Raw genomic sequence first — 24,414 nt, forward strand, 5'->3', positions numbered from 1 at the left:
CGGCCCCGTCCCGCACAGCGTGCCGCCCGGTGCCGTCCCCGCGGCGGGCCGCGACCTCAGGGTGTGGACGACTCGGCCTCGACGGCGACTGTGGGTAGTCCTCGCGCCGCGGTGAGCGGGGCTCCGCGCGGGGCGTCCTGCGCGAGTCCGGCGAGCCGGCGCACCTCGTCGCGCTGCCCGAGGATGCGCTCCGTCGGTGCGAGCAGCCCACCCCGCACGACCCGCTCGAGCGCCATCCGTCCCGACCGCACGACGGCCTCGCGGCGCCGTCGGGCGAGGGTGCGGCGGGTGCGCAGCGCCACGAGGAGCAGGGCGAGCGCGACGACCACCGCCGCGACCGCGACGATGGCGAGCACCTCGCCGAAGGGCTCGCCGACGTGGATCACGTGCAGGCTCGCGAGGACCGCGATCACACCGGCGACGAGCGCCACGACGAGCAGGACGAGCGCCGTGCGACGCAGCGGCCGCGCGGACGACGGCCCCCGTGTGTCGAGCGGGATCGTCTCGAGCTCGCGCCGGCACGCGAGGACGATCTCGCTCGGCGTCGCGAGCCCGGACGCGAGCGCGTCGGCCCACCCGCGTCGCAGCCCCTTGCCGGCCCGGGCGAGCCAGCGCGACCGGGAGCCGGCGACGGCGTCGGTCTGGATCTCCCCGAACTCCGGACGGCCGTAGCCGCGGCGGATCACGCTCTGCACCTGCGCGCCGACCCCTCGAGCCCGACGGCCTGCACCAGCGCGCCGACCTCCTCGTGCAGCGCGGCGTCCGCGTCCCACGGGGCGCCGGGCGGCGTCGAGTCGAGCAGGACACGGCTGGCACGGTCCAGCTCGGCCGCCGCCCGTCCCGCGGCCACGGAGCGGCGGGCGACCGCCTGCTCGAGCACGTCGCGTAGGTCGCCCACGCCCTCGCCCGTGCGCGCCGAGACGCCCAGCACCGGGACGTCGTGCAGGCCGTCCTCGACGAGCAGCCGTTCCACGTCGGCGAGCAGCGACTCGCGCCGCCCCTCGGGGATGGTGTCGACCTGATTCACCACGACGACCATGGACGCCTCCATGCCCACGGACTCGCGCAGGTAGCCGGAGTGCAGGGCGTCGTCGGCGTACTTCTGCGGGTCGACGACCCACACGAGCAGGTCCACGAGCGGCAGGACCCGGTCGACGACCTGCCGGTGGGCGGGCTGGATCGAGTCGTGGTCGGGCAGGTCCAGCAGGACCAGCCCCCGCAGCCCCTCCTCGGCGTCGCCGTCGAGCAGCGACTCGCGCGTGATCCGGCGCTCCCGGCTCACGCCGACCCAGTCGAGCAGCGGCTCGGCGTCGTCGCTCCACGAGCACGCGGTCACCTCGGCCGTCGTCGGACGCCGGACCCCGACGTCCGCGAACGTGAGCCGCGAGATCGCGTTGAACAGGCTCGACTTGCCCGAGCCGGTCCCCCGGCGAGCGCCACGACCGTGTGGTCGACGCCGAGCGCGAGCCGCTCGCGCACCGACCCGACCGCGGTCTCGACGTCGGACACCACGTCGGGGCCGACCCGGTCGTGCGCGATCCGCAGCGCGTTCTCGAGGTCGTCGGTGCGCGCGCGCAGGCGGGCGTCGTCGGTCATGCCGCTCCTTCCGTCCCGTGCGTGGGTGCCGCAGCCGTGCGGCCCGTTCCCCGTCCGACGGCGGCCGGGCCGGACGGCGTCCGAGCACCGCCTCCCCGCATGGCGCGGGCGTGGCGGGTCTGCCGCACGAGCTCGGCGCGGCGCAGGCGCAGACCCGACGCCGCGTCGTCGGCGAACGGGGAGCCGTCGACGCGGGCGAGGACGCCCTCCGCGATCGCGCCGGGGACCGCCGCCACCCGGTCGGCGAGCGAGCCCCGGAGCCGCTCCACGATCGTGCCGGCGTCGTCGCCGACGACCCGCGCGGCCGCGCGCGCCGCGTCGTCGAGGCCCGCAGCCCCGAGCAGCAGGAGCGCCCCGAGGCCGCGGTCGCCGTAGGCCTGCCGGGCGGCCGTGGCCCGGGTGCCCGTGAGCTCCCGGACGGCGGACGTCGCCTCGTCCTCCCACGCGCTCGCCGCCGCGCGGGCCCGAGACGGACGATCGAGCGCGCCCTCGCTGACGAGAGGTGCGACGTCCGAGCCGCCCTCGGGGGCGCCGTCCCCGGTGAGTGCCGCCTGCAGGGCGGCGTCGGCCGCGTCGGCCGTGCTCTCCCACGTGTGCCCGACGGACGCCAGCAGGTCGGCGAGGACCGGCTCGATCGCCGCCTCGCGCTTGCGTCCGGCCCGCTTCGAGGAGCGGGCGACGCCGTCCTTCACCTTGACGGCGTCGACCCGCGCGTGCGCGAGCTGCGCCCAGCCCGACGCCACCGACCCGTGCGCGACGCCGCCCGCGAGGACGCCGCGCCGCGCGGCGGCCGCCACGTCGGGCAGGGCCGCGCGGACCGCCGACCGGATCTCGGCGCCGGCCGCGACCTGCGCCTCGACCGCCTCCGCGAGCCGTGCCACCCAGGCGGGCAGCGCGTCGAGCGAGCCCTGGAGCGTACGCACCACCACGGACCGCGAGCGCTCCCGGCCCGCGAGCAGCGTGAGCCAGCGCCGCACGGGCGCCACCACGGGGTCGTCGAGCAGGCCCTCGTGGGGTCCCAGGTCCGGTACGACGAACAGCGGCGTCGACTCCATCCCGTGCTCGCGCAGCCGCGCCATGAGGTCCGCGCGGATCGTCGGGAGGGTGTCGCGCGGCACCCGGTTGAGGACCATCGCGACGCTCGCGCCGCGCTCCGTGGCGAGCTCGAGCGTCTGCCAGGGCAGCGCGTCGCCGTACCGGGCCGCCGTCGTGACGAACAGCCACAGGTCGGCACCCTCGAGCAGCAGCCGGGCGGTGTCGCGGTTCGACTCCTCCAAGGAGTCGAGGTCGGGTGCGTCGAGCAGAGCGATCCCCCGGGGCACCGCCTCGCTCGCCACGACACGCGACTGCGTCGTGACCGGTGCCTCCGCGGGCACCACGTCCGCGTCCGCCGGGTGGTGCGCGTACACGGGCTCGCGCGTCGTGGGACGCAGGACGCCCGCCGGCGAGACCTCGGCCCCCAGCACCGAGTTGTACAGCGTCGACTTGCCCGCACCCGTCGAGCCCGCCACCACGACGACCGCCGGCGCGCTCAGCTCCTTGAGCCGCGGCAGCAGGTGCTGGTCGAGCTGGCCGAGCAGGCGCTCGCGGGAGCCGAGGGCGTCGGCGCGTCCGGGCAGGTCGAGCGGCAGACGCACCGCTGCCACGTCGCGGCGCAGGTCGCGCACGACGTCGTAGAGGGTGGGCGTGAACGCCTCGGCGGCCTCCGGCGCGCCTCGGTCGGCGCCTGACGGTGGTCGCTGGGTCACGTCCATCATCTTTGCTGCTCACCGCGCCAGCGCAAACCGCGCCGCGCCGGAGCGCGGCGGGTGACTACGATGGGCGCGCGCCTCGATAGCTCAATGGATAGAGCAACGGCCTTCTAATCCGTAGGTTGCAGGTTCGAGTCCTGCTCGGGGCACCAGCCACGGCGTCAACGCCCCTCCACGGGCCCGAGCGCGGGCTTGAGGTCGAGCACCGGTGTCCCGTCGACGGCTTCCAGATGATCGACCCGGACGCGCACGCCCTCGACCGCGAGGACGCGCGCCGTGTGCAGCCCGATCGGGTTGGGTCGGTCCGCGGAGCGGGTCGCGAACACACCGAGGACCGGGCGAGCGAGGTCTCCCCGCGGGTGCACCGCCAGCGTCGACCGGTCCGCCCGGTCCAGCCAGGTGACGACGACGACGGCGTCCCCGCCTCGAGCCCAGCGACCGCCGGGGCCGGCGCGGGGTCGAGCTCGAGCCACGCGGGCGGCGCACCCTCGTCGGGCTGGCGGGGCGCGTCGTCGAGCCGGGTGAGGTCGGAGGAGACCCGCCCGAGGACGGTCAGCTCGACGGTCGCGGGCCGTGCCGGGTCGTCGTGCATGGCCTCAGCGTACGAAGGGGGCACGGTCGGGGCCAGGCGTCACAGTTTTGTCGGAGTCCGACAGCGTGTTGTCGGATGCCTCCAACGACCGGGCCCGAACTCGCGCGCGAACTGCGCTCCCCCGCGGCCGCCCATGCGGGACAGTTGTCGACGACGCACCAACCGACCGCGACCCAGGAGACCCATGAGCGCCACCGAGCCCGTCACGACCACGGACGTCACGACCGAGCCCGCGCCCCCGCCGCAGCCCGCCGGTTCGCCGTCACCGCACCCGACGCAGCCCGCATCGCCTCGTTCGCGGCCCTGATCTGCGTGCTCGCGCTGACCCCGGCGATCTCGGTCGGCTCGGCCCTCGCGCCGATCACCCTGCAGACGCTCGGCGTGATGCTCGCCGGCGCGCTCCTCGGCTGGTGGCGCGGCGCGCTGGCCGCCGTGACCTACCTCCTGCTCGCGCTCGCCGGCCTCCCCGTGCTGGCGGGCGGCACGGGCGGCGTCGAGCCGTTCGTGGGTCCGAGCGCCGGCTACCTGTACGGGTTCGTGCTCGGTGCGGCGGCGACGGGCTGGCTCGTCGACCGGATCCGCGGCCGCGTCACCGCGCCGAAGGTGTTCGGCGCCGCGATCGTCGGCGGCGTGGCCGTGATCTACGCGATCGGCATCCCCGTCTCGGCGGCCGTCGCCGGGATCCCGCTGTGGACCGCGATCACAGGGTCGTGGGTCTTCCTGCCGGGCGACCTCATCAAGGCGGTCCTCACCGCGCTCGTCGTGGCCGCCGTCGTCCGCGCCTACCCGCCGGCCGGGCCGGCAGCCCGCCGCCGGTGAGCCTCCTCCGACGCACGAACGTCGTGCCCGACGCCGGTACCGGCGCCGGCGCCGGGCACGACGGTGCGCCCGGCGCCGCCGTCCCGTTGACCGTCCGCCTCGACGACGTCCACGTCCGGCTCGGCGAGCGCGACGTGCTGCGCGGGATCGACCTCGAGCTCGCCGAGCACCGGGTCGGCGTCGTCGGCGCGAACGGCTCGGGCAAGTCGACGCTCGCCCGACTCCTCAACGGGCTCGTCGTCCCGACGCGCGGTCAGGTGGCCGTCGGCGGGCTCGACACCCGGACGCAGGGTGCGGCGGTGCGCCGCCTCGTCGGGTTCGTGTTCACCGACCCGGACGCGCAGATCGTCATGCCGACCGTCGCCGAGGACGTCGCCTACTCCCTGCGCCCCCGACGGGGCGAACCCGGCCTCCCCGAGGCCGAGCGGGCCGCCGTCGTGCACGCCGCCCTCGTCGAGCGTGGTCTCGCCGGCCACGCCGACCACCCCGCCCACCTCCTCTCCGGCGGCCAGAAGCAGCTCCTCGCGATCACGTCGGTCCTCGTCACCCGGCCGCGCCTGCTCGTGGCCGACGAGCCGACCACGCTCCTCGACCTGCGCAACGCCCGCGCGATCGGGCGGCTCCTCGGCTCCGTCGAGCAGCAGGTCGTCGTCGTCACCCACGACCTCGACGTCCTCGACGGCTACGACCGCGTCCTCGTGGTCGACGACGGCCGCGTCGTCGCCGACGACGAGCCCGCCCCCGCGCTCGCCTTCTACCGCCGGCTCATGGGGGCGTGATGGGCCGCTTCCGCTCGGGCGCCGGGCTGCTCGGCGCGTACGTGCCGCGGGACTCGGTGGTCCACCGCGCCCCCGCGGGCCTCAAGCTCGCGGCACTCGCGGTCGTCTCGGTCGCCGTGCTGCTGGTGCGCTCCTGGTCGGGCGTCGGGGCGCTCGCGGTCCTCGTGCTCGCCGTCGCCGTCGCATCCCGGGTCGGGCCGCGCGCCCTGCTCGTGCAGCTCCGGCCGCTGGTCTGGCTCGTGCCCGCGGTGCTCGCGCTCCAGTGGTGGGCGCACGGCCCGGCGCGCGCGGCCGTGCTGAGCGCGCGGCTCGTGCTGCTCGTGGCGCTCGCGGCGCTCGTCGTGCTGACGACCCGCACGACCGAGGTGCTCACCGCGATCGAGCACGGCGCGCGGCCCCTGCGCGTCGTGGGCGTCCGGCCGGAGCGGGTCGCCCTCGTCCTCGCGCTCGCGATCCGGTCCGTACCGGTCCTCGCCGCGCTCGCCGACGACGTCCACGACGCCCAGCGCGCCCGCGGGCACGAGCGGGACCTCCGGGCGTTCGCCGTGCCGCTCGTCGTCGGGACCCTGCGCCGGGCCGACGCGCTCGGCGACGCCCTGCGGGCGCGCGGCGTCGACGACTGACAGCCCCTCAGAGCGCTGGGGCCGGGCGATGCGGGACGAGCACGAGCACCCCGACCGCGAACCCCAGGGCGGCCCCGGAGACCACGTCCGTGACGAAGTGGTAGCCGAGGTACAGGCGGCTCAGCGCCACGAGCGCCGTGACCGCCACCGCGCCCGACGACGCCGCCCACCGCCACCGCGCGGACCTTCCCCGGGCGACCCCGAGCAGGCAGACGAGGGCCGTCGTCAGGGTGGCCGCCGCCATCGTGTGACCGGACGGGAACGAGTGCGTGACCACCGCCCCAGGGACGGTCTGGGTCAGGTCGGGCGGGCGCGGGCGGGCGATCGCGGCCTTGAGCACCAGCGCCAGGACGGCCTGCACGGCCATCGCCGCGGCCAGCAGCACGGGTCGCCACCACCGCGCCCCGCGCCACCACCACAGCGCGCAGCCCACGGCCACCGCGGCCGGCAGGACGACGGCGCCGAACAGGTCCGTGACCACCGTCAGGACACGTGTCGCGGCGGGCGTGCGGTGCGCTACGAACCAGGCGAGGACGGGCTCGTCGGCGTGCGCGAGCCCCGCGCCCGTCGCCACCTGCACGAGCACCGCGACGAAGACCAGCACGGCCGCCGCCGACGACCACCAGGCCGTGCGCGCCGTCCGACGAGGCTCCCCATGCCCGCACCCTACGGGCGCCGAAAAGACCGTGCGCTGTGTCACACCCTGCTGGGAGGCTTGAGCCATCACCGCGGTGAGGTCCACGAGCACGTTGCGGACATCCGCAGCACGCGACCAGGTCTGATCAGCCCGGCCGGCTCGCACATCACACGCACAGCAGGGAGAACACGATGCATCCCGAGATGATGTTCCGCGCCGCGGACATCGCCAGGAGAGAGAGCTCGAGGAGGCGACGCGACGCCGAGAGGCCATGCGCTTCGTCACCTCGCGCGTCCCGGCACGCACCCGCGTGCCGCACCGCAGGGCCGCATGACCCGCACCACCGGGGCCAACCGCCGGAGCAGAGCCGGCGACGGTCCCGTCGCAGCACGCACGACCCCGAGTGCCCCGTCGGCACCGGCCCACCCGGCCGGAGCGGCGGGGCACTCGTCCGTCCCGGCCCGGTGACGGACGGCACACCGTCGGCCGCGGCACGTACCCTGTGGTCGTGAGCACCCTGACGCCATCCCCCAGCCCCAGCACCGACCGGATCGTCTGGATCGACTGCGAGATGACGGGCCTGTCGCTCACCGCGGACGCGCTGATCGAGGTCGCCGCGGTCGTCACGGACTCCGAGCTCCACGTGCTCGGCGACGGGATCGACGTCCTCATCACCCCGCCAGCCGAGGCCCTCGAGCAGATGGGCGACTACGTGCGCACCATGCACACGTCGTCGGGCCTGCTCGACGAGCTCGCCGGCGGCACCACGATGGCCGACGCGCAGGCGCAGGTCCTCGACTACGTCCGCACCTGGGTCCCCGAGCCGAACAAGGCGCCCCTCGCCGGGAACTCCGTGGGGACCGACAAGACGTTCCTCGACCGTGACATGCCCGAGCTCGTCGAGCACCTGCACTACCGGATCGTCGACGTGTCGTCGATCAAGGAGCTCGCCCGCCGCTGGTACCCGCGCGTGTACTTCCAGGCCCCCAAGAAGCAGGGTGGCCACCGGGCCCTCGCCGACATCCTCGAGTCGATCGACGAGCTGCGCTACTACCGCGAAGCGCTGTTCGTCCCGCAGCCGGGTCCCGACTCCAAGTCGGCCAAGGCCGTCGCGGCCCGCGTGCTCGCGGAGCCGTCGCGCGCCGGCTCGTCGACCGCCGCGGAGGCCGAGGCCTGACGGACCGGCGGACGACGAAGGCCCGGGTCCGATCGGACCCGGGCCTTCGTTCTGGGGTGAGTAACGGGACTTGAACCCGCGACCCCTGGACCACAACCAGGTGCTCTACCAGCTGAGCTATACCCACCATGCGGGGCGTGCTGCCACGAATCCCGCGGTTCGACCCCGGCGCTTGCCGCACCCGGGGCCGACGAAAAGTGTACCCGGTCGCCGGGGGTCTCCGTGACCACCCCGGCGACTGCGCGGCCTACGACACCCGGGCCCGGAGCGCCCGGAGCGCGATGGCGTCGGCGAACCGGTCGAGCGCGTCACCGTCGTACGCGAGGAACAGCGACGGCTCCGTGAGCTCGAGCTCGATCAGCTGCGGCGCGCCGAGCGCGTCGGGCACAAGGTCGACCCGCGCGTAGAGGGGCTTGGCCGCGCTCGGCAGGACCTCCGCCGCGGCGGCCAGGGTCCGCTCCGCGACGGCGAGCTGCTCCGGCGTGGCGACAGCGCGGTCGATCTGCTCCTTGACGTACAAGGCGGCGTCATCGGCGTCGTACGGCCCGCTGAGGAGCGCGCGCTTGGAGATGGCGTGCGAGAACCGGCCGTCGACGAAGACCAGGCCCGTCTCGCCGGTCGTGTCGACGGCCTGCTGGTAGGGCTGGATCATGACGTGCCGGCCCTGCCCGAGCAGCTCGAGCGCGTGCCGGATCCCGAGCCCGCGCTCCGTCGCGTCCCCCGACTCGTACCGCCCCGTGCCCTGCGCCCCGGCGCTGACGGTGGGCTTGATCACGAAGTCGCCGTGCGCCGGCATCCGGGTGTGCACGGCCCGGGCGCTGAGGTTCCGGTCCGGGTCGAGCCACACCGTCGGGATGGTGGGCACGCCGTGCTCCGCGAGCTCACGCAGGTACGCCTTGTCGCTGTTCCAGGCGATGACGTCGGCCGGGTTGAGCAGGCTGGGCACCGTCCGCGCCCACGCGACGAACTCGTCCCGCCGCGGCGCGTAGTCCCAGGCGGAGCGGACGACGACGAGGTCGTACGACGCCCAGTCGACGTCCGGGTCGTCCCACACGGCCGGGGTGGCGGCCACGCGCCGGTCGGCGAGCGCGGCGATGAGGGGGACGTCGTCGTGGTCGAGGTCGGGAAGCTCCGCGCAGGTCACGAGCGCGGCACGAAGACGGCTGGGGGCGAAGTCGTCGGTCACACCCCGAGCCTAGGCGTCAGCGGCGGGGCCTGCGCGCGTAGGCGAGGTCGTGCACGACGCGGCCCGCGGCGGTGCCCTTGCGCTCGAAACCCGTCAGCACGCGACCCTCGAAGCGCGGCGCCCACCCGTCCGGCCTCGTCTCACCGTGACGCACGAACCCGGGTGCAGCCTCGAGCAGATCGCGGACCTGCTCGGCGTACGGCTGCCAGTCGGAGGCGAACCGGAGCACGCCGCCGTCGACGAGGACGCGCGACGCGAGCGGGAGGAACGCCTCGTCGACGAGGCGCCGCTTGGTGTGCCGGGACTTGCGCCACGGGTCGGGGAAGAAGACCCAGAGCTCGTCGACGCTCGCCTCGGGCAGTGCGGACGCGAGCACCTCGGGCGCGTTGGCCTGGACGAGGCGCAGGTTCTCGACGCCGGCCTCGGCGGCCTGCCGGGCGGTGTGCGCGAGACCCGGCTCGTACACCTCGACGGCGACGTAGCGAACACCCGGGTGCGCTGCGGCGGCCGCGACGACGGCATCGCCCTGCCCGGAGCCGATCTCGACGACGAGCGGCCCCGTACCGGGCGGCACGGCGCCGAGGTCGAGGACGAAACTCGCCTCGACGGAGGTCGACGCCGCGGCACGCGGCACGTCGACGAGGTAACGACGCCGCTGCTCGTCCCAGAGCCGTTGCTGCGCGTCGCTCAGCCGACGGCTGCGGCGCACGAACGAGACCGGCACCGACCGGTAGGACGACGGCGCTCCGGTGGTGGTGGCGGGATCGGGCACGGGCCCCAGTCTAGGTGGGCGGCCGTCGTCGTCCCGGATTGACAGCGTTGCCATATGGGGTCGAGACTGCCCTCGGACCCGCACCGCAGGCCCGCCTTTCCACCCGATTCCGAGGAAGCAATCGAGCATGGAGACCATGTCGTCACCCCGGGGCCGGCGCGCCCGCGACCTCTTCCGGCGGGCCGTGGTCGGCGTCGCCGCCGCGGCCGTCGCGATCCCCGGCGCCGCCATCGCGCCGGCCGTCGCGGCCGGCGCCCCCGCGTCGGCGCAGCGCGCCGCCTACGACGCCCCCGACCCGATCGCGGCGCAGTACTACGCGGCGCTGCTGCGCCACACGCGGTGGGCAGAGACCGTCTGGGACTCGTCCGCCGGTGTCTTCAAGGCCGCCGACTTCGACTTCGACGTCGTCCTGGGCAACGCCGTCCTGCTGACGCACGGCGACTACGACGAGAAGCTCGCCGGCGTCTCCAAGGACGTCCTGCGCCAACAGACCGTCGCGACGATCGAGCACTACGCCGCGCTCAACCGGCTCGTGAACCCGAAGGGGACGTGGGGCAAGCAGCTCTTCTGGGACTCGACGTTCGAGTCTTACTTCCTCGATGCGGGCCGCCTGCTCTGGGACGACCTGGACGCGCAGACTCAGGCGAACCTCACGACCATCGCCGTCGGGCAGGCGAAGTACACGGCCGACCTCGACTACGGGCAGGACCCGCTCTCCGGGACCTGGACCGCGGACTGGCCCACGGGCAAGTACGACGGCGACACCGCGCAGGAGGAGTCCGGCGTCTACGGTCAGGCCCTCGCCCCGGGGCTCGCGTGGGCGCCCGACGACGCCGACGCCGGACGCTGGTCCACCCAGTTCGGCGACTGGCTGCGCAATGCCGCCGGCCAGCCGACCGCCGACGCCAACAACCCGGCCGTCGTCGCGGGCAAGCCGATCTCGAGCAACACGACCCACAACATCTACGACACGTACGTCGTCGACAACCACGGGTCGGTCGAGCCGCACTACCAGTCCGACATCTGGCGCTCGGGCGGGCGCAACGCGATCCAGTTCATCCTCAACGACCAGCCGCTGCCCGCGATCCTGACCCAGCAGCCGAACTCGGCCGAGCTGTGGCGCTCGCTCGAGCTGCTCATGTCCGACCAGGGCGAACCGTTCATGCCGATGAAGAACGACCGCGAGTTCCTCTACGGCCGCGACGTGCTCCCGGTGGCGTTCGTCGGCCAGGTGCTGCGCGACCCTGACGCGGTTCGTGCGGAGGCGAACCTCGCGGACGCCCTCGCCGACTACCAGGCGTACGCGCCGACCGACCGGCTCACGAAGTTCTCGGGCGAGCCGAAGTATGAGCCCGAGGCACGCGCCGAGATCGGCATCGCCTACCTCCTGCACGTGCACGCGGCGGAGTCCGCCGACGGCGTCGTCGAGCCGACCTCCGAGGCCGACTTCTTCTCGCACCTGGCCGGGGTGCGCGACTACGGCGACGAGGCGGGCCTCACCGTGCAACAGTCGGCGGACGCCTGGGCGGGCGCGTCGAGCCGCGCCGGCTACGTCAAGTTCCCGTGGGCACCGCAGCACGACAGCTGGCTCTTCTACGAGTCCGACACGACCCCGTTCCTCTACCCGCGGACCAGCACGCCCGTCGACGACCGGACCACGACGACCTACACGGCCCCGCGGGACGGGTTCGAGGGCACCGCGTCGATGTTCCGTCTCGGCGGCGGGTACGCGGGCCAGGTGACGCTCCCCACGGGCGGCGCCGCGTACGCGTCGAGCGGCGCGGGACGCGACGACGGGACGGTGACGGTCCGCAACCTCGACATGTCCGGCTACGACGGGCTCGACGGCTCCCGCACCTACACGACGGCGGAGGGCTCGACCACCGAGAGCCTGCCGGTCACGCGTCCCGCCGACCCCGCGGACGCCCAGGCGGCTCGTGTCGACGATCTCGCGCTCACCATGCCCGTGACGGCACGCTACGTGCGCATGCTCGGCGAGCAGGGCGACACTAAGTACGGGTACTCGCTGTACGCGCTGCACGTCTACGGCACCGACGGGTCCGCCACGGCCGACCTGGCCGCGGGCCGGCCCGCCACGGCCTCGAGCGAGGACGCCGCGAACGGCCGGACGGCGGTCCGCGTCACCGACGGCGACCCGGCGACCCGCTGGGCCGTGTCCACGGCCGAGCGCACCCGCGCGGACTCGTGGGTCCAGGTCGACCTCGGCACGGAGCAGACGGTCGGCGCGGTGCGGCTGGCCTGGGAGGCCGCCGCGGGCGCCCGCTACCTCGTGCAGACCTCGACCGACGGCGTCACGTGGACCACCCGCACGGCCTACGGCGCCGCCAACCCGCTCGACACGAACGCCAAGCGCGTGGACTCGGTCGACCTCACGCCGTCGGGCGCGTCGTCGCCGGCACCCGTCGAAGCCCGGTACGTCCGGATGCAGGGTGTCCAGGGCGACGCGTCCTACGGCTACTCGCTGTACTCGTTCCGCGCATACACGCCGGCGGGCGTCGACGCCGCTGCGGGCCGTCCGGCCACCGCGTCCAGCGCGGCGTCGGGGAACCCCGCGAGCGCCGTCACGGACGCGAGCGCGACGACCCGGTGGGCCGTGTCGGTGGCCGACCGCTCCCGTGACGACTCGTGGCTCCAGGTCGACCTCGGCACGCCCACGCAGGTGGCGTCGGTCCAGCTCGCCTGGGAGGCGGCCGCGGGCAGGCAGTACCGGGTCCAGACGTCGCTCGACGGCACCACGTGGACGGATGCCGCGACCTTCCGGTACACCGGGGACCAGATCACCAGCACCCGGGGGAACTGGCTCGACGTCGACGGCAAGGCGGGCTTCGTCGTCCGCGGGTCCGCCGCGCCGGTCACGGTGTCCCGCGAGGACGACGCGCACCACGTCGTGCGTCTCGCCGACTCGCCCGACGGCGCCACCTCGCCGTTCCTCGTGGAGATGCTCCCGGGCGACGCCTCCGCCACGAAGAGCGAGGCGGCGCTCCCTCAGCCGACGACGGGCGACGCCGGGCTGCTCGCGAGCACCCTCGACGGCTACCTGTCCCTGTTCAACCTGACCGGTTCGGAGATCACCACGCAGGTCACGCTGCCCTACGGCGGCGGCGACGTGTCGCTGTTCGAGGGGCGGCAGAAGCTCGGGGCAAGCTCGTCCACGCTCACCGTCACGGTGCCCGCGGGCACCGCCGGCGTCCTGGCACCGCGGTTCGAGGTCCCGGTCTCCGCGGCCCGCCGCGGGCTCGAGACCACCGTCGAGGACGGCCGGACGCTGACGGTGCAGGGCGGCTCCGCTGGGACGCTCAGCGTGAAGAACGTCGAGACCGGCGACCGCCGGACCGCCGTGGTCACGTCGCAGCGCCCGGCCACCGTCACCTTCGCCACGGCCTCACCGTTCCCGGTCCAGGACCTCGCGCTGAGCACGATCACCTTCCCGGGCTCCGTGCTGCCGGACGGGATGACCTCGCCTGCCCGCGCGGTGGACGGCGACCCCGCCACCTCCTGGACCCCCGGGCCGGACGGGAGGATGGTCGTCGACCTCGGTGCCGCGCGCGCCGTCGGCTCCGTGGTGCTCCAGTGGGACGGGACCAAGGTGCCCGCGTCCGTCGTCTCCGTGAGCGACGACGGGCTCACGTTCCACGACGTGGGCGGCACGTCGAAGGGTGCGCCGACCGGCGTCGTCCACGTGGGCGCCACCACCCGCTACGTCGCGGTGTCCACGCAGTGGAAGGACGGCGACGCCGACCTCGCCTCGCTGGCAGCCGTGCCGCCGGGCGCGGCCCAGGACCCCGTTCCCGCGCTCACCGTGGTGGCGCCCGACCGTACGGTCCAGGGCTTGCCCGAGCTCGTCGGCGTCCACGTGAGCTCGCGCGGCACGCTGCTCGGTGGGGCGGTCCGCGTGTCCGTCGACGGCGCGCCCGTGCGCACGGCAACCCTGCTCCTGGGAACGACCGTGGTGGCGCTGCCCGCCACGCTGAGCGCGGGCCGGCACACGCTCGACGTCGCGTACCTCGGGGCTCCGCCACGTCCTCGGTGACGAGGAAGCAGGTCTTCACGGTCGTGAAGCGACGCTGATACGCCCAGGCCCTGCAGGAACGGCGAAGGCCGCCCGCGACGCGCGGGCGGCCTTCGGCGTGTGGGTGGTGGTGCGCCATCAGGGACTCGAACCCCGAACCCGCTGATTAAGAGTCAGCTGCTCTGCCAATTGAGCTAATGGCGCGCGAGAAGAAGAGTAGCAGCCTCCGGCCCTGACCCTGAAATCGGCTCCTCGGGCTACAGGTAGAGGCCGGTCCGTTCGCCGGCGGCGGGCTGCTCGAAGACGCCGTGCACGTCGCGCTCGCGCAACAGCACGTAGTCCTTGCCGGCCAGGTCGACCTCCGCACGCTCGTCCGGGTCGAACAGCACCCGGTCCCCCACCTCGACCCGGCGGACGTTCTCGCCGACCGCGACGACCCCGCCCCAGGCGAGCTTCTTGGGCCCGACGGCGGTCGCGGGGATCACGAGCCCCGCGGACGTCTGACGTTCGGCCGAGTCGGTTTCGGGGAGCACCAGGAGCCGGTCGTGCAGCATGCGGACGGGCAGGTGCGGCTGGCCGGGCGTCTCGGCGGCGGTGGGGGTCGTGCTCACGGGTCAACGCTACCGGCCGCGGTGGGACCGTCCGACGCCCGTCCGCACACCACGGCCCGCGGGGCTGTGCGTCGTCGTCGAGGAGCCGAGATCCGTTCGTCGGACCGGCCTCGGCGTACGGATCTCGGCTCCTCGGCGACCGACCGGTGCCGCCTCTGGCGCTCCGCTCGCCTAAAGTCACAACGGACCCCACGACCCACCGGAGGAACCCGATGACCGCGCACCGCCTCGCCGTCGGCGACGACGCACCCGACCTCACGCTGCCGACCGCGGACGGCGGCACGTACCGCCTCGCGGACCACCGGGGACGCAGGGTCGTCGTGTACTTCTACCCGGCGGCCGGGACGCCGGGCTGCACCAAGGAGGCGTGCGACTTCCGCGACTCGTTGGCCTCGCTCCAGGGCGCCGGCTATGACGTGGTGGGGGTCTCGCCCGACGACGCCGGCAAGCTCGCGAAGTTCGTCGCCGACGAGCAGCTCACGTTCCCGCTCGTGAGCGACACCGAGCACACGACGCTCGAGGCGTGGGGGGCGTGGGGCGAGAAGAAGAACTACGGCCGCACCTACACGGGCGTGATCCGGTCGACGGTCGTCGTCGACGAGGACGGCAAGGTCGCGCTCGCCCAGTACAACGTGAAGGCGACGGGCCACGTCGCGAAGCTGCGCCGCGACCTCGGGATCGACGCGAGCTGACGGGGCAGCAGCCCGACACGGCGCCGAGTGGCGCACGCACGGACGACGACGGCCGATCACCCGAACGGGTGACCGGCCGTCGTGCGTAGACTGGCGCTCGCGCGCGAGTGGCGTAATCAGGCAGCCGCGCCGGATTTAGGTTCCGGTGCCTTCGGGCGTGCGGGTTCGAATCCCGCCTCGCGCACCGGTGCTGCCGACAGCCGGCTCAGTTCTGCGGCGCGGCTTCCTTGGCCTTCTCGATCTGGGCGCGCACGTCGTCCATGTCGAGGCCTCGCACCTGGTCGATGACCTGCTGCAGCGCGGACGCGGGCAGCGCGCCGGGCTGGGAGAACACGAGCACGCCCTCGCGGAACGCCATCAGCGTCGGGATCGACGTGATCTGCGCCATCGCGGCGAGACCCTGCTCCGCCTCGGTGTCGACCTTGCCGTAGACGATGTCGGAGTTCTCCTCCGAGGACTGCTCGAAGACGGGCGCGAACATGCGGCATGGGCCGCACCACGACGCCCACCAGTCGACGAGGACGATGTCGTTGTCGAGGACGGTCTTCTCGAACGTCTCGCCCGTGATTGCCTGGGTGGCCATCTGGCTTCCTTCCATCGGGTTCCGCCCGCTACAGCGATCCCGGGAGGCGCGGTATTCCCGGGTCGGCGGCACTCGGCCGTGCGCCGTCGGGCACGCACACGGTAGAACTGGACCCGTGACCGACACCGCCGACCTCCCGCCCGACGACGACTTCCCGCCCGAGCGCCCCCACCCCGCGGGCTGGCTCACGCCGGAGGCCATCGCGGCGGCCCGTGCCCAGCTCCCGCTCGTCTACGTCGACGCGGTGCCCGTGCGGGTCGACGAGTCGGGTGACGTGGTCGCGGTCGGGCTGCTGCTGCGCGTGAGCCCCACGGGCGCCATGACCCGGGCCCTGGTGAGCGGGCGCGTGATGTACCACGAGCGGATCCGGGACGCGCTCCTGCGGCACATCGAGAAGGATCTCGGCCCGGTGGCGCTGCCCCTGGTCCCGCCGTCGCCGCAGCCGTTCACGGTCGCCGAGTACTTCCCGACGCCGGGCATCACCTCCTACCACGACCCGCGCCAGCACGCCGTGTCGCTCGCGTACGTGGTGCCGATCTCGGGCGACGCCCAGCCGCAGCAGTCGGCGCTGGACCTGGCCTGGCTGACGCCCGAGCAGGCGTGCAGCGACGAGGTGCAGCTCGAGATGCACGGCGGTCAGGGCACGCTCCTGCGGCAGGCCATGGCGCACGTCGGCCGCCTGCCGTGACGCGGTCGGGTCCCGCCCGCGCCCTGCACGCCGCGGTCCTCGTGGTGTCGGGCACCGGGATCGGGATCGAGCTGGCGCGGGCGCTCACCGACGACCCCGGCCCCGCCGGATCGACCCTCGAGCGTGTCGTCCGGCTCTTCAGCTACTTCACGATCCTGTCGAACCTCCTGGTGGCGGTCGTGGCGGCGCTGCTCGTGCTGGATCCACGACGCGACGGCCGGGTCTTCCGCGTCGCACGGCTCGACGGCGTCGTCTGCATCACGGTGACCGGGCTCGTCTACGTGACGGTCCTGCGCGGGGTCGCCGACCTCACGACCGCCGGCCAGGTGTCGAACGCTCTGCTCCACTACGTGTGCCCGCCGCTGTGCGTGCTCGTGTGGCTTCTGACGGGTCCCAGGCCGCGGATCGATGCCCGTACGCTTGCGTGGACACCGGTGGCTCCGCTCGCGTGGGTGGCCTACACCTTCGTCCGTGGCGCCGTCGTCGGCTGGTACCCGTACCCGTTCCTCGACGTGACGCTGCACGGCTACACCGGAGCGCTCACCGCGACGCTCGTCGTGGCGCTGCTCCTCCTCGCGCTCGCCGCGCTCGCCGGGTTCGTGGACCGCAAGCTCCCGCCCCGACCCGGAGACGCCGCATGACCCCCGAGCCGAGCCCCAGCACCTCGCCCCGAGCCGCAGCGCCGCCCTGGCGCCCGGCGGTCCTCGCCGCGCTGGCGGACGTCGTGTGGGTGGTCGCGTTCGCGGCGATCGGTCGCCGTTCGCACGACGAGCACGAAGGGATCGCAGGCGTCCTCGCGACGGCGTGGCCGTTCCTCGTGGGCGTCGCGGTCGGCTGGCTGGTGGCCCGCGCGTGGCGCCGCCCGCTCGCCCTGTGGCCGACGGCCGTGGCCGTGTGGGCCGCGACCTGGGCCGTCGGCATGCTGCTGCGCCTCGCGACCGGCCAGGGCATCGCGCCGAGCTTCCAGGTCGTCGCCGCGGTGTTCCTCGGTCTGGGCCTGGTCGGGTGGCGCGCGCTCGCGTGGGTGGTGGCCCGCCGCCGCCCGGCCCGCTAGCGCCTAGCCGCGGGCCAGGACCCGAGCGACGTCGGGAGCGAGCGCCCGGAACGCGCGGCCCCGGTGGCTGACGACGTTCTTCTCGGCGGGCGACAGCTCCGCCGTCGACCGGGTCTCGCCGTCGGGCCGGAAGACCGGGTCGTACCCGAACCCGCCGTCGCCGTGCCGTTCGCGCAGCAGGCTCCCCCGCAGCTCGCCGACCCGCACGACCTCCTCGCCGTCCGGCGTCACGAGCGCCGCCGCGCACACGAACGCGGCGCCGCGGTGGGCGTCGGGCACGTCGGCGACCTGGGCGAGCAGGAGGTCGAGGTTCGCGGCGTCGTCGCCGTGCCGGCCGCTCCAGCGCGCGGAGAACACGCCGGGCGCCCCGCCGAGCACGTCGACCGCGATCCCGGAGTCGTCCGCGACCGCGGGCAGACCCGTGAACGCGACGAGCGCGCGGGCCTTGATGAGGGCGTTCTCCTCGAACGTCACGCCGTCCTCGACGGGCTCGGGCGCGCCGACGTCGCCCGCCCCGACGACCGTTGCGGGGTCGAGGGTCGCGAGCGCCGGGACCGCGTGCAAGATGTCGCGCAGCTCGCCGACCTTGTGGGCGTTGTGGGTCGCGAGCACGAGGCGGGCGCCGCCGGGGACGCTCATCGGTGGCCCTCCGGCTCGGCGGCGAGCGCGGCGCGCTGGAGCTGCGCGAGGGTCGCGTTGCCCGCGACGGCGAGGTCGAGGAGGGTGTCGAGCTCCGCGCGGTCGAAGGGCGCGTGCTCCGCGGTGCCCTGCACCTCGACGAACGTCCCGGACCCGGTGACGACGACGTTCATGTCGGTCTCGGCTCGCACGTCCTCCACGTAGGGCAGGTCGAGCATGGGGGTCCCGTCGATGATGCCGACGCTCACGGCCGAGACGGAGTCGGTGAGGACGGGCGTACCGGCGGGCACGAGGGTCGGCCGGATCAGCCCGGACCGCTGGCCCCACGCGACGGCGTCGGCGAGCGCCACGTAGGCGCCGGTGATGGCCGCGGTGCGGGTGCCGCCGTCGGCCTGGAGGACGTCGCAGTCGAGGACGATCGTGTTCTCGCCGAGCGCCTTGACGTCGACGACGGCGCGGAGGGACCGGCCGACGAGGCGCGAGATCTCGTGGGTGCGGCCGCCCACCCGGCCCTTGACCGACTCGCGGTCGCTGCGCGTGGACGTCGCGCGCGGCAGCATCGCGTACTCGGCGGTGACCCAGCCTTCGCCCGAGCCCTTCTTCCAGCGCGGGACACCCTCGGTGAACGACGCCGCGCAGAGCACGCGGGTGCCGCCGAACTCGACGAGGACGCTCCCCTCGGCGGAGTCGAGCCAGCCGCGGGTGATGCGGACGGAGCGCAGCTCGTCGGTGCGGCGGCCGTCGGCCCGGAGCGCGGCGGTGGGGGACGTGGTGGTGTCGTTCGGCATGCCCTCAGCCTAGGTGCGGCTCAGAGCGTGTACGTCGCGCCGGGCGCCGCGAGCTCGACGGGGCCGGGGTAGGCCGACGCCGCCTCGGCGAGCGCGACCTGCGGGTCGTTCCACGCGGGCAGGTGCGTGAGCACGAGCCGTCGCACGGCGGCTGCCCGTGCAGCGCGGCCCGCCCGGTAGCCGGTCAGGTGGATGCCGTCGACGAGGTCGCGGCCCTCCTGGAACGCGGCCTCGCACAGGAACAGGTCGGCCCCGCGGGCCGCCTCGACGAGGCCCGCGCACGCGTCGGTGTCGCCCGAGTAGACCAGCGTGGCCTGCTCGCCGGGGCGCTCCGTCGACGGTCCGGTGACGCGGATCGCGTACGCCTCGACCGGGTGACGCACGGGCACGACCTCGACGACGAACGGCCCGACCCGGACCTGGCGCTCGGGCACCCAGGTCCGGAACGCGAACACGGACCGCAGGTCCTCGTCGTCATGCGAGCCGTAGGCCTCGGCGACGCGGGCCTCGGTCCCGGAGGGCCCCAGACGGCCAGCGGCCCGAGGCCGGGGTCGCGCACGACGCCGCGCCCGGGGTGGTACTTCCGGTAGACGTACAGCCCGCACAGGTCGGCGACGTGGTCCGGGTGCAGGTGGCTGAGGGCGACGGCGTCCACCTCGAACGGGTCGACGACGCGCTGCAGCGCCCCGAGCGACCCGTTGCCGAGGTCGAGGACGACGGTCCAGGTGTGCCCTGAGCCGTCCTCCGCCTGCACCGCGTACGACGACGCCGGGCCGTCCGGGCCGGCGAACGAGCCGGCGCAGCCCACGACGACGAGCCGCATCAGACGGTCTCCACGGCGCGCACCTCGGGCCCGAGGAACCGGCGGGCGAGCCGCTCGAAGGTCTGGGCGCTGCCCGTCGAGACGAACCGGTGCTCCGGTGGCCCGGCGGCGGGCGAGCGTTCGAGGCCGTGCTCGACGAGCGTGTGGTACACGTCGCGCGCGGTCTCCTCCGCGGACGAGACGAGCGTGACGTCGTCGCCCATGACGTACGCGATGGCGCCCGCCAGGAGCGGGTAGTGGGTGCAGCCGAGCACGAGCGTGTCGACGCCGACGGCGCGCAGCGGGTCGAGGTACTCGTGCGCGATGTCGAGGACCTCGGGCCCCGACGTGACGCCCGCCTCGATGAGCTCCACGAACCGCGGGCACGCGCGCGACACGAGCGTGATGCCGGACGCGACCGCGAACGCGTCGTCGTACGCCCGGGACTCGACGGTCGCCCGGGTGCCGATCACCCCGACGTGACCGGTCCGCGTCGTCGCGACCGCCCGCCGCGCGGCCGGCAGGATCACCTCGACCACGGGAACGCCCCGGCGCACCGTGTAGCGCTCGCGGGCGTCGTGGAGCACCGCGGACGACGCGCTGTTGCACGCGATGACGAGCATCTTCACGCCCTCGTCGACGAGCTGGTCCATGATCGCGAGGGACAGGGCACGGACCGCGGCGAGCGGTTTGGGGCCGTACGGGCTGTTGGCGGTGTCACCGATGTAGTGCAGGGACTCGTTCGGCAGCTGGTCGAGGATCGCTCGGGCCACGGTCAGTCCGCCGACACCGGAGTCGAAGATCCCGATGGGCGCGTCGTTCACGGTCCGAGCCTAACGGGGTGCCGGCCCCTGCCCGGCACCGGCACGCCCCCGAGGGGTTCAGTCGACCGAGCCGGCCCGCTCGAGCGCGCCCGCGCGCAGCCCGCGCAGCAGGGCCGTGCCGGCGCCGCGGAGCACCGCGCCGTCCGGGACGCCCGTCGGGACGACGCGCGTCCGCCAGGGCGACCCCGCGGCGACCCGCTCCTCGACGCGTACCGCGAGCGCGTCGCCGCCGGCCACCGCGGGCGGCCCCGCGAGCACCAGCAGGCCCGGGTCGAGCATCGCGAGGACCGGCGCGACGCACTCCGCGACCCGGCGCGCGAGGGCGTCGAGCACCCCGTCGTCCGCGAGGACGTCCGCGAGCGCCTCGCCCGGATCGACGTCCGGGCCGAGGTCGATCCCGTGCCGCCGGCCGAGCTCGAGGACCGCGGACACGCTCAGCAGGTGGTGCACGGTCGACGGTTCGACGGGGTCGACCGCCTCGAGCGCGGCCGGGGACCGCAGGTAGCCGATCTCCCCCGCCGCGCCCGCGGCGCCGCGCACGACGACGCCGCCCAGGTCGGTCGCGAGGCCCACCCCTGGCCCATCCAGAGGATGGTGAACGCGTCCTCGCCGCGGCCCGCGCCGTCCTCGCGCTCGGCGACCGCCGCGAGCTTCACGTCGTTGTCGAGCACGACGTCGCAGCCCAGGGCGTCCGCGAGCCGTCGCCGGACACCGGTGGCGGGCCACCGCGGGAAGTCCTCGGCGAAGCGCAGGGTGTCGTCCGCCTCGTCGACGGCCGCGGAGACGCCGACCACCGCGAGCCGTACGTGGTCCCGCGTCACGCCGGCCGCGTCGCACGCCCGGTCCACCAGCGCGACGAGCTCCTCGGGTCCCCCGTGCCCGCAGCTCCCGCGGGCCGGGTGCCGTCGACCGCACGCGGGGCCTCGACGCGCGCCAGCTCGGTGCCCAGGACGTCGAGGACGACCGCCGCCAGCCGGTGCGCCCGCGCGTCGACGGCGACCCCGACGTTCCCGTCCGTGACCAGCCCGTACGCGACGGCGTCCGGGCCTCGCCCACCGGAGACCCGCGCAACCGGTCCGACGAGCCCGAGCGCCTCGAGCCGCTGGACGACCTGCGTCGCCGTCGGCTTCGACAACCCGCTCAGCTCCCCGATCCGCCCCCGTGTCAGCGGCCCGTGGGCGAACAGCAGCTCGAGGGCCCGGCGGTCGTTGAGCGTGCGCAGCAGCCCCGGCTTGCCCGGCTGCGGGCTCATCCCGCGCGTCCGGTACCTGCAGGGGGCCGCCGGCGTAGGTCCGTGAGCATCGCGTCGACGAGCGACTCCTGGAGCCACCCGGCCGTCACGAACACCGCACCGAGGAACTGCCGGGGCGCGTCACCGCCCGCCGCGCCGTCGTCGGCCTCCGGCTCCGCGTCGCCGTTGGCGCCGGCCTCGATCTCCGCGTAGAGGCCCTCCGCGTCCTCGTCGGTCGTCACGCCCAGGCGCGACGCGAGGACCAGCCGCACGTCGGTGAGCGCCGCCGCGGTGTCCCGAGCCGCGTCCCGCGGCACCAGCAGGTCCGTGCGCTCGGCACGGACGTGGCGGCCCGTCGCAGCGGCGCGCGCCACCTCGTCGTCCAGGAGCCGCTCCGCGAACGCGAGCAGCCGCTTCGCCTTCGCGCCCGCGAGCTCGCCCTGCGTCAGCCGTCGGAACTCCGCCGACACGTCCGGGTCCGTCGACGCCTCCGGCAGCAGCCGCGCCAGCGCCGCGTCCCGGGGCGCGGGGGCGCGTCGGCCTCGAGCGTGCCCCACGGCGACCCGTCGGCGTCGGGCACGGCCTCCTGGAGCAGCTCGACGACGTCCCCCACCACGTGCGCGAGCACCACCCGCTCCGGCGTGTCGAGCTGGGCCACGTACCCCCGCCGCGTCGCCCTGAACGGCTTCACGCGCCGTCCTTCTGGAGCGTCGCCCACAGGCCGAAGTCGTGCATGGCCTGCACGTCCACCTCCATGCGCTCGCGGCCCCCGTGCGAGACGACCGCGCGGCCCTCGTGGTGGACCTGGAGCATGAGCTCGTTCGCGCGCGACGACGGGTAGCCGAAGTAGCTCTCGAACACGTACGTGACGTAGCTCATGAGGTTCACCGGGTCGTTCCAGACGACCGTCGACCAGGCGTCCGCGACCCGCAGCGCGGCGTCGTCGGGGCGCAGCTCCGCCTCCGGGACGGCCGCCGCGAGCGTGATGCTGTGCACACCCCCATGCTAGGGGCCGGGCCGACCCGCACGCCCCGGCCGTCCAGGAGCCACGGCCGCGCATGCCGCCCCCGCTCACGTGCCCTAGGTTGTGGTCATGGCCACGCTCCCGGGGCTCAGCGACGTGCCCCGCCTCGTACCTGAGCCGACCAACGCCCCCGGTCGCACGTCGCTCCTCACCGACCGGTACGAGCTCACGATGCTCCAGGCGGCGCTCGCAGACGGGACCGCCGACCGCCACTGCGTGTTCGAGGTCTTCACGCGGCGCCTGCCGCCCGGCCGCCGGTACGGCGTGCTCGCGGGCACCGGACGCGTGCTCGAGGCCCTCGGAGCGTTCCGGTTCGAGGCCGACGAGCTCGAGTGGCTGGGGCGTGAGCGCGTCGTCGACGACCGGACGCTCGCGTTCCTCGCCGACTACCGCTTCACCGGAAGCATCACCGGGTACGCCGAGGGCGAGACGTACTTCCCCCAGTCCCCCGTGCTCGTGGTCGAGGGGACGTTCGCCGAGGCCGTGATCCTCGAGACCCTCGTGCTCTCGGTCCTCAACTACGACTCCGCGGTCGCAGCCGCGGCCTCCCGCATGACGAGCGCCGCCGTCGACCGGCCGTGCCTCGAGATGGGGGCGCGCCGCGCGCACGAGCAGGCCGCCGTGGCCGCGGCGCGCGCCGCCGTCATCGGGGGCTTCGCGGGCTCGTCCGACCTCGAGGCGGGACGCCGGTACGGGCTGCCCACGATCGGCACCGCCGCGCACGCGTTCACCCTCCTGCACGACGACGAACGGTCGGCCTTCGCGAGCCAGGTCGTCTCGCTCGGCAACGACACCACGCTGCTCGTCGACACCTACGACGTCCGCGAAGGCGTCGAGAACGCCGTCGCGGCAGCCGGGACCGGTCTCGGGGCCGTGCGCCTCGACTCCGGCGACCTCATGGGGCTCGCCGTCGAGGTGCGCCGCCAGCTCGACGACCTCGGCGCGACCGGCACGAAGATCGTCGTGACCTCCGACCTCGACGAGCACGCCATCGCGGCGCTCGCGTCGGCGCCCGTGGACACCTACGGCGTCGGGACGTCGCTCGTCACCGGGTCGGGCGCCCCCACGTGCGGGATGGTCTACAAGCTGGTCGCCCGCGAGGGACGCAGCGGGCTGCTGGAGCCGGTCGCGAAGGCGTCGACCCTCAAGACCTCGTCGGGCGGACGGAAGGTCGCGGCACGACGCCTCGACGGGGACGGCCGCGCGGTCGAGGAGCTCGTGGTCACGGGCGACGACCTCGCGCTGCGGTCCTGGGCCGTGCCCGACGACGCCCGGCCGCTGCACGTCCCGCTCGTCACCGACGGCGCCGTCGACACGCGGTGGACCGGCCCGAGCGGCGTCCAGGCGGCGGTACGCCGGCACGCCGAGTCGCGGGCCGAGCTGCCGCGGGGCGCCCGCCGGCTCTCGGCCGGAGACCCCGCCCTCGACACGGTCACCCTCCGCCTGCCGTGAGCGACGCTCTCCCGCGAGTTGTCAGAGCGCGGTGACTCTCGAGGCTCACCACGTTCTGACAGAC

At 74.7% G+C, this 24,414-nt stretch carries 28 protein-coding genes, 4 tRNA genes and 2 pseudogenes; 13 read left to right on the forward strand and 21 right to left on the reverse strand.

The window, feature by feature from the left end; genetic code table 11:
* Positions 1 to 56 precede the first annotated feature (56 nt).
* From QQK45_RS20870 to QQK45_RS20885, 4 genes are read right to left on the reverse strand one after another with little or no spacing between them, the layout of a single operon-like run.
* Complete coding sequence (locus QQK45_RS20870; RefSeq protein ID WP_284294825.1) at positions 57 to 686, reverse strand: hypothetical protein; 630 nt, start codon at positions 684 to 686, stop codon at positions 57 to 59.
* A complete protein-coding gene (locus tag QQK45_RS20875; RefSeq protein ID WP_348525378.1) occupies positions 683 to 1,402 on the reverse strand; it encodes a GTP-binding protein in 720 nt (239 codons plus the stop codon). The genes QQK45_RS20870 and QQK45_RS20875 overlap by 4 nt, the downstream gene beginning before the upstream one ends.
* The gene (locus QQK45_RS20880) at positions 1,333 to 1,596 is read right to left on the reverse strand and encodes a hypothetical protein (protein WP_284294827.1); all 264 of its coding nucleotides are present in this window, start codon (positions 1,594 to 1,596) and stop codon (positions 1,333 to 1,335) included. The genes QQK45_RS20875 and QQK45_RS20880 overlap by 70 nt, the downstream gene beginning before the upstream one ends.
* Positions 1,593 to 3,344: a GTPase gene (locus tag QQK45_RS20885; RefSeq protein ID WP_284294828.1), complete on the reverse strand. Its 1,752-nt coding sequence runs from the start codon at positions 3,342 to 3,344 to the stop codon at positions 1,593 to 1,595. The genes QQK45_RS20880 and QQK45_RS20885 overlap by 4 nt, the downstream gene beginning before the upstream one ends.
* A 79-nt stretch (positions 3,345 to 3,423) precedes the next feature.
* Between QQK45_RS20885 and QQK45_RS20890 the strand changes: the two genes are divergently transcribed.
* Positions 3,424 to 3,499, forward strand: a tRNA-Arg gene (locus tag QQK45_RS20890).
* 9 nt (positions 3,500 to 3,508) lie between these two features.
* Here the strand turns inward: QQK45_RS20890 and QQK45_RS20895 are convergent.
* On the reverse strand, positions 3,509 to 3,820 hold the full coding sequence (locus QQK45_RS20895; protein ID WP_284294829.1) for a TrmO family methyltransferase domain-containing protein: 312 nt from the start codon (positions 3,818 to 3,820) through the stop codon (positions 3,509 to 3,511).
* A gap of 303 nt (positions 3,821 to 4,123) precedes the next feature.
* Here QQK45_RS20895 and QQK45_RS20900 point away from each other — a divergent pair, with 303 nt between their 5' ends.
* The 4 genes from QQK45_RS20900 (at position 4,124) to QQK45_RS20915 (ending at position 6,160) form a co-directional block, all read left to right on the forward strand.
* Positions 4,124 to 4,246 (forward strand): hypothetical protein, encoded by a 123-nt coding sequence (locus QQK45_RS20900; protein ID WP_284294831.1) that lies wholly within the window; start codon positions 4,124 to 4,126, stop codon positions 4,244 to 4,246.
* Positions 4,247 to 4,251: 5 nt separating this feature from the next.
* Positions 4,252 to 4,758 (forward strand): biotin transporter BioY, encoded by a 507-nt coding sequence (locus QQK45_RS20905; protein WP_284294832.1) that lies wholly within the window; start codon positions 4,252 to 4,254, stop codon positions 4,756 to 4,758.
* A gap of 86 nt (positions 4,759 to 4,844) precedes the next feature.
* Positions 4,845 to 5,537, forward strand: a complete 693-nt coding sequence (locus QQK45_RS20910; RefSeq protein WP_284295136.1) for an energy-coupling factor ABC transporter ATP-binding protein — start codon at positions 4,845 to 4,847, stop codon at positions 5,535 to 5,537.
* On the forward strand, positions 5,537 to 6,160 hold the full coding sequence (locus QQK45_RS20915) for an energy-coupling factor transporter transmembrane component T family protein (RefSeq protein WP_284295137.1): 624 nt from the start codon (positions 5,537 to 5,539) through the stop codon (positions 6,158 to 6,160). The genes QQK45_RS20910 and QQK45_RS20915 overlap by 1 nt, the downstream gene beginning before the upstream one ends.
* A 7-nt stretch (positions 6,161 to 6,167) precedes the next feature.
* Here QQK45_RS20915 and QQK45_RS20920 read toward each other — a convergent pair whose 3' ends face one another.
* Positions 6,168 to 6,764: a phosphatase PAP2 family protein gene (locus tag QQK45_RS20920; protein ID WP_284294833.1), complete on the reverse strand. Its 597-nt coding sequence runs from the start codon at positions 6,762 to 6,764 to the stop codon at positions 6,168 to 6,170.
* A 541-nt stretch (positions 6,765 to 7,305) separates the two neighbouring features.
* Here QQK45_RS20920 and orn point away from each other — a divergent pair.
* A complete protein-coding gene (orn, locus tag QQK45_RS20925; RefSeq protein WP_284294834.1) occupies positions 7,306 to 7,974 on the forward strand; it encodes an oligoribonuclease in 669 nt (222 codons plus the stop codon).
* A gap of 52 nt (positions 7,975 to 8,026) precedes the next feature.
* On the opposite strand, the gene QQK45_RS20930 is transcribed toward orn, so the two are convergent.
* From QQK45_RS20930 to trmB, 3 genes are all read right to left on the reverse strand, one after another.
* Positions 8,027 to 8,101, reverse strand: a tRNA-His gene (locus QQK45_RS20930).
* A 120-nt stretch (positions 8,102 to 8,221) separates the two neighbouring features.
* A complete protein-coding gene (locus QQK45_RS20935; protein WP_284294835.1) occupies positions 8,222 to 9,160 on the reverse strand; it encodes an ATP-grasp domain-containing protein in 939 nt (312 codons plus the stop codon).
* Positions 9,161 to 9,176: 16 nt separating this feature from the next.
* Positions 9,177 to 9,932 (reverse strand): tRNA (guanosine(46)-N7)-methyltransferase TrmB, encoded by a 756-nt coding sequence (gene trmB / locus QQK45_RS20940; protein ID WP_284294836.1) that lies wholly within the window; start codon positions 9,930 to 9,932, stop codon positions 9,177 to 9,179.
* Positions 9,933 to 10,068: 136 nt separating this feature from the next.
* Here trmB and QQK45_RS20945 point away from each other — a divergent pair, with 136 nt between their 5' ends.
* A complete protein-coding gene (locus QQK45_RS20945; RefSeq protein ID WP_284294837.1) occupies positions 10,069 to 13,983 on the forward strand; it encodes a discoidin domain-containing protein in 3,915 nt (1,304 codons plus the stop codon).
* A 107-nt stretch (positions 13,984 to 14,090) separates the two neighbouring features.
* Here the strand turns inward: QQK45_RS20945 and QQK45_RS20950 are convergent.
* Positions 14,091 to 14,166 (reverse strand) — tRNA-Lys (locus tag QQK45_RS20950).
* Between the two features lie 53 nt (positions 14,167 to 14,219).
* Entirely contained in the window at positions 14,220 to 14,516 is a 297-nt protein-coding gene (locus QQK45_RS20955; protein ID WP_284295138.1) for a GroES family chaperonin, read from the reverse strand.
* Positions 14,517 to 14,785: 269 nt separating this feature from the next.
* On the opposite strand from QQK45_RS20955, the gene bcp reads away from it, so the two are divergent.
* Both bcp and QQK45_RS20965 read left to right on the forward strand, forming a co-directional pair.
* The gene (gene bcp / locus QQK45_RS20960) at positions 14,786 to 15,265 is read left to right on the forward strand and encodes a thioredoxin-dependent thiol peroxidase (protein ID WP_284294838.1); all 480 of its coding nucleotides are present in this window, start codon (positions 14,786 to 14,788) and stop codon (positions 15,263 to 15,265) included.
* 101 nt (positions 15,266 to 15,366) lie between these two features.
* Positions 15,367 to 15,449, forward strand: a tRNA-Leu gene (locus QQK45_RS20965).
* Between the two features lie 21 nt (positions 15,450 to 15,470).
* Here QQK45_RS20965 and trxA read toward each other — a convergent pair.
* The gene (gene trxA, locus QQK45_RS20970) at positions 15,471 to 15,848 is read right to left on the reverse strand and encodes a thioredoxin (protein ID WP_284294839.1); all 378 of its coding nucleotides are present in this window, start codon (positions 15,846 to 15,848) and stop codon (positions 15,471 to 15,473) included.
* A 115-nt stretch (positions 15,849 to 15,963) separates the two neighbouring features.
* On the opposite strand from trxA, the gene QQK45_RS20975 reads away from it, so the two are divergent.
* The 3 genes from QQK45_RS20975 to QQK45_RS20985 are packed head-to-tail and all read left to right on the forward strand — an operon-like array spanning position 15,964 to position 17,590.
* On the forward strand, positions 15,964 to 16,536 hold the full coding sequence (locus QQK45_RS20975) for an NUDIX hydrolase family protein (protein ID WP_284294840.1): 573 nt from the start codon (positions 15,964 to 15,966) through the stop codon (positions 16,534 to 16,536).
* On the forward strand, positions 16,533 to 17,177 hold the full coding sequence (locus tag QQK45_RS20980) for a Pr6Pr family membrane protein (RefSeq protein ID WP_284294841.1): 645 nt from the start codon (positions 16,533 to 16,535) through the stop codon (positions 17,175 to 17,177). The genes QQK45_RS20975 and QQK45_RS20980 overlap by 4 nt, the downstream gene beginning before the upstream one ends.
* Positions 17,174 to 17,590, forward strand: a complete 417-nt coding sequence (locus QQK45_RS20985) for a DUF3054 domain-containing protein (protein WP_284294842.1) — start codon at positions 17,174 to 17,176, stop codon at positions 17,588 to 17,590. The genes QQK45_RS20980 and QQK45_RS20985 overlap by 4 nt, the downstream gene beginning before the upstream one ends.
* A gap of 3 nt (positions 17,591 to 17,593) precedes the next feature.
* On the opposite strand, the gene rdgB is transcribed toward QQK45_RS20985, so the two are convergent.
* From rdgB to clpS, 9 genes and pseudogenes are all read right to left on the reverse strand, one after another.
* Positions 17,594 to 18,229: an RdgB/HAM1 family non-canonical purine NTP pyrophosphatase gene (gene rdgB, locus QQK45_RS20990; RefSeq protein WP_284294843.1), complete on the reverse strand. Its 636-nt coding sequence runs from the start codon at positions 18,227 to 18,229 to the stop codon at positions 17,594 to 17,596.
* Positions 18,226 to 19,017, reverse strand: coding sequence for a ribonuclease PH (gene rph / locus QQK45_RS20995; protein WP_284294844.1), 792 nt, complete (start codon positions 19,015 to 19,017; stop codon positions 18,226 to 18,228). The genes rdgB and rph overlap by 4 nt, the downstream gene beginning before the upstream one ends.
* Before the next feature lie 20 nt (positions 19,018 to 19,037).
* Positions 19,038 to 19,472 (reverse strand): MBL fold metallo-hydrolase, encoded by a 435-nt coding sequence (locus tag QQK45_RS22740; protein ID WP_348525319.1) that lies wholly within the window; start codon positions 19,470 to 19,472, stop codon positions 19,038 to 19,040.
* Between the two features lie 134 nt (positions 19,473 to 19,606).
* Positions 19,607 to 19,840, reverse strand: a pseudogene (locus tag QQK45_RS22745) (MBL fold metallo-hydrolase); the annotation flags it as partial.
* Positions 19,840 to 20,643 (reverse strand): glutamate racemase, encoded by an 804-nt coding sequence (gene murI / locus QQK45_RS21005; protein WP_284294845.1) that lies wholly within the window; start codon positions 20,641 to 20,643, stop codon positions 19,840 to 19,842. The gene murI and the pseudogene QQK45_RS22745, both read right to left, overlap by 1 nt.
* Positions 20,644 to 21,077: 434 nt before the next feature.
* Complete coding sequence (locus tag QQK45_RS21010) at positions 21,078 to 21,464, reverse strand: ROK family protein (RefSeq protein ID WP_284294846.1); 387 nt, start codon at positions 21,462 to 21,464, stop codon at positions 21,078 to 21,080.
* On the reverse strand, positions 21,461 to 21,895 hold the full coding sequence (locus QQK45_RS21015; RefSeq protein ID WP_284294847.1) for a MarR family transcriptional regulator: 435 nt from the start codon (positions 21,893 to 21,895) through the stop codon (positions 21,461 to 21,463). The genes QQK45_RS21010 and QQK45_RS21015 overlap by 4 nt, the downstream gene beginning before the upstream one ends.
* Positions 21,892 to 22,592, reverse strand: a pseudogene (locus QQK45_RS21020) (DUF2017 family protein). The gene QQK45_RS21015 and the pseudogene QQK45_RS21020 overlap by 4 nt, the downstream one beginning before the upstream one ends.
* Complete coding sequence (gene clpS / locus QQK45_RS21030) at positions 22,562 to 22,861, reverse strand: ATP-dependent Clp protease adapter ClpS (protein ID WP_431310354.1); 300 nt, start codon at positions 22,859 to 22,861, stop codon at positions 22,562 to 22,564. The pseudogene QQK45_RS21020 and the gene clpS overlap by 31 nt, the downstream one beginning before the upstream one ends.
* A gap of 106 nt (positions 22,862 to 22,967) precedes the next feature.
* Here clpS and QQK45_RS21035 point away from each other — a divergent pair, with 106 nt between their 5' ends.
* Positions 22,968 to 24,350 (forward strand): nicotinate phosphoribosyltransferase, encoded by a 1,383-nt coding sequence (locus QQK45_RS21035; protein WP_284294849.1) that lies wholly within the window; start codon positions 22,968 to 22,970, stop codon positions 24,348 to 24,350.
* The last annotated feature ends 64 nt before the right edge of the window (positions 24,351 to 24,414 follow it).

The organism is Luteimicrobium album, from assembly GCF_030161555.1.
GTDB lineage: Bacteria > Actinomycetota > Actinomycetes > Actinomycetales > Cellulomonadaceae > Luteimicrobium > Luteimicrobium album.

Coding starts and splice junctions, on each gene's coding strand:
- rph (WP_284294844.1), bottom strand. CDS start 19,017: ATGCCGAACGACACCACCACGTCCCCCACCGCCGCGCTCCGGGCCGAC.
- QQK45_RS21035 (WP_284294849.1), top strand. CDS start 22,968: ATGGCCACGCTCCCGGGGCTCAGCGACGTGCCCCGCCTCGTACCTGAG.
- QQK45_RS20945 (WP_284294837.1), top strand. CDS start 10,069: ATGTCGTCACCCCGGGGCCGGCGCGCCCGCGACCTCTTCCGGCGGGCC.
- trxA (WP_284294839.1), bottom strand. CDS start 15,848: ATGGCCACCCAGGCAATCACGGGCGAGACGTTCGAGAAGACCGTCCTC.
- bcp (WP_284294838.1), top strand. CDS start 14,786: ATGACCGCGCACCGCCTCGCCGTCGGCGACGACGCACCCGACCTCACG.
- QQK45_RS20985 (WP_284294842.1), top strand. CDS start 17,174: ATGACCCCCGAGCCGAGCCCCAGCACCTCGCCCCGAGCCGCAGCGCCG.
- QQK45_RS20880 (WP_284294827.1), bottom strand. CDS start 1,596: ATGACCGACGACGCCCGCCTGCGCGCGCGCACCGACGACCTCGAGAAC.
- QQK45_RS21015 (WP_284294847.1), bottom strand. CDS start 21,895: ATGAGCCCGCAGCCGGGCAAGCCGGGGCTGCTGCGCACGCTCAACGAC.
- QQK45_RS20900 (WP_284294831.1), top strand. CDS start 4,124: ATGAGCGCCACCGAGCCCGTCACGACCACGGACGTCACGACCGAGCCC.
- QQK45_RS20955 (WP_284295138.1), bottom strand. CDS start 14,516: ATGCTGCACGACCGGCTCCTGGTGCTCCCCGAAACCGACTCGGCCGAA.
- rdgB (WP_284294843.1), bottom strand. CDS start 18,229: ATGAGCGTCCCCGGCGGCGCCCGCCTCGTGCTCGCGACCCACAACGCC.
- QQK45_RS20915 (WP_284295137.1), top strand. CDS start 5,537: ATGGGCCGCTTCCGCTCGGGCGCCGGGCTGCTCGGCGCGTACGTGCCG.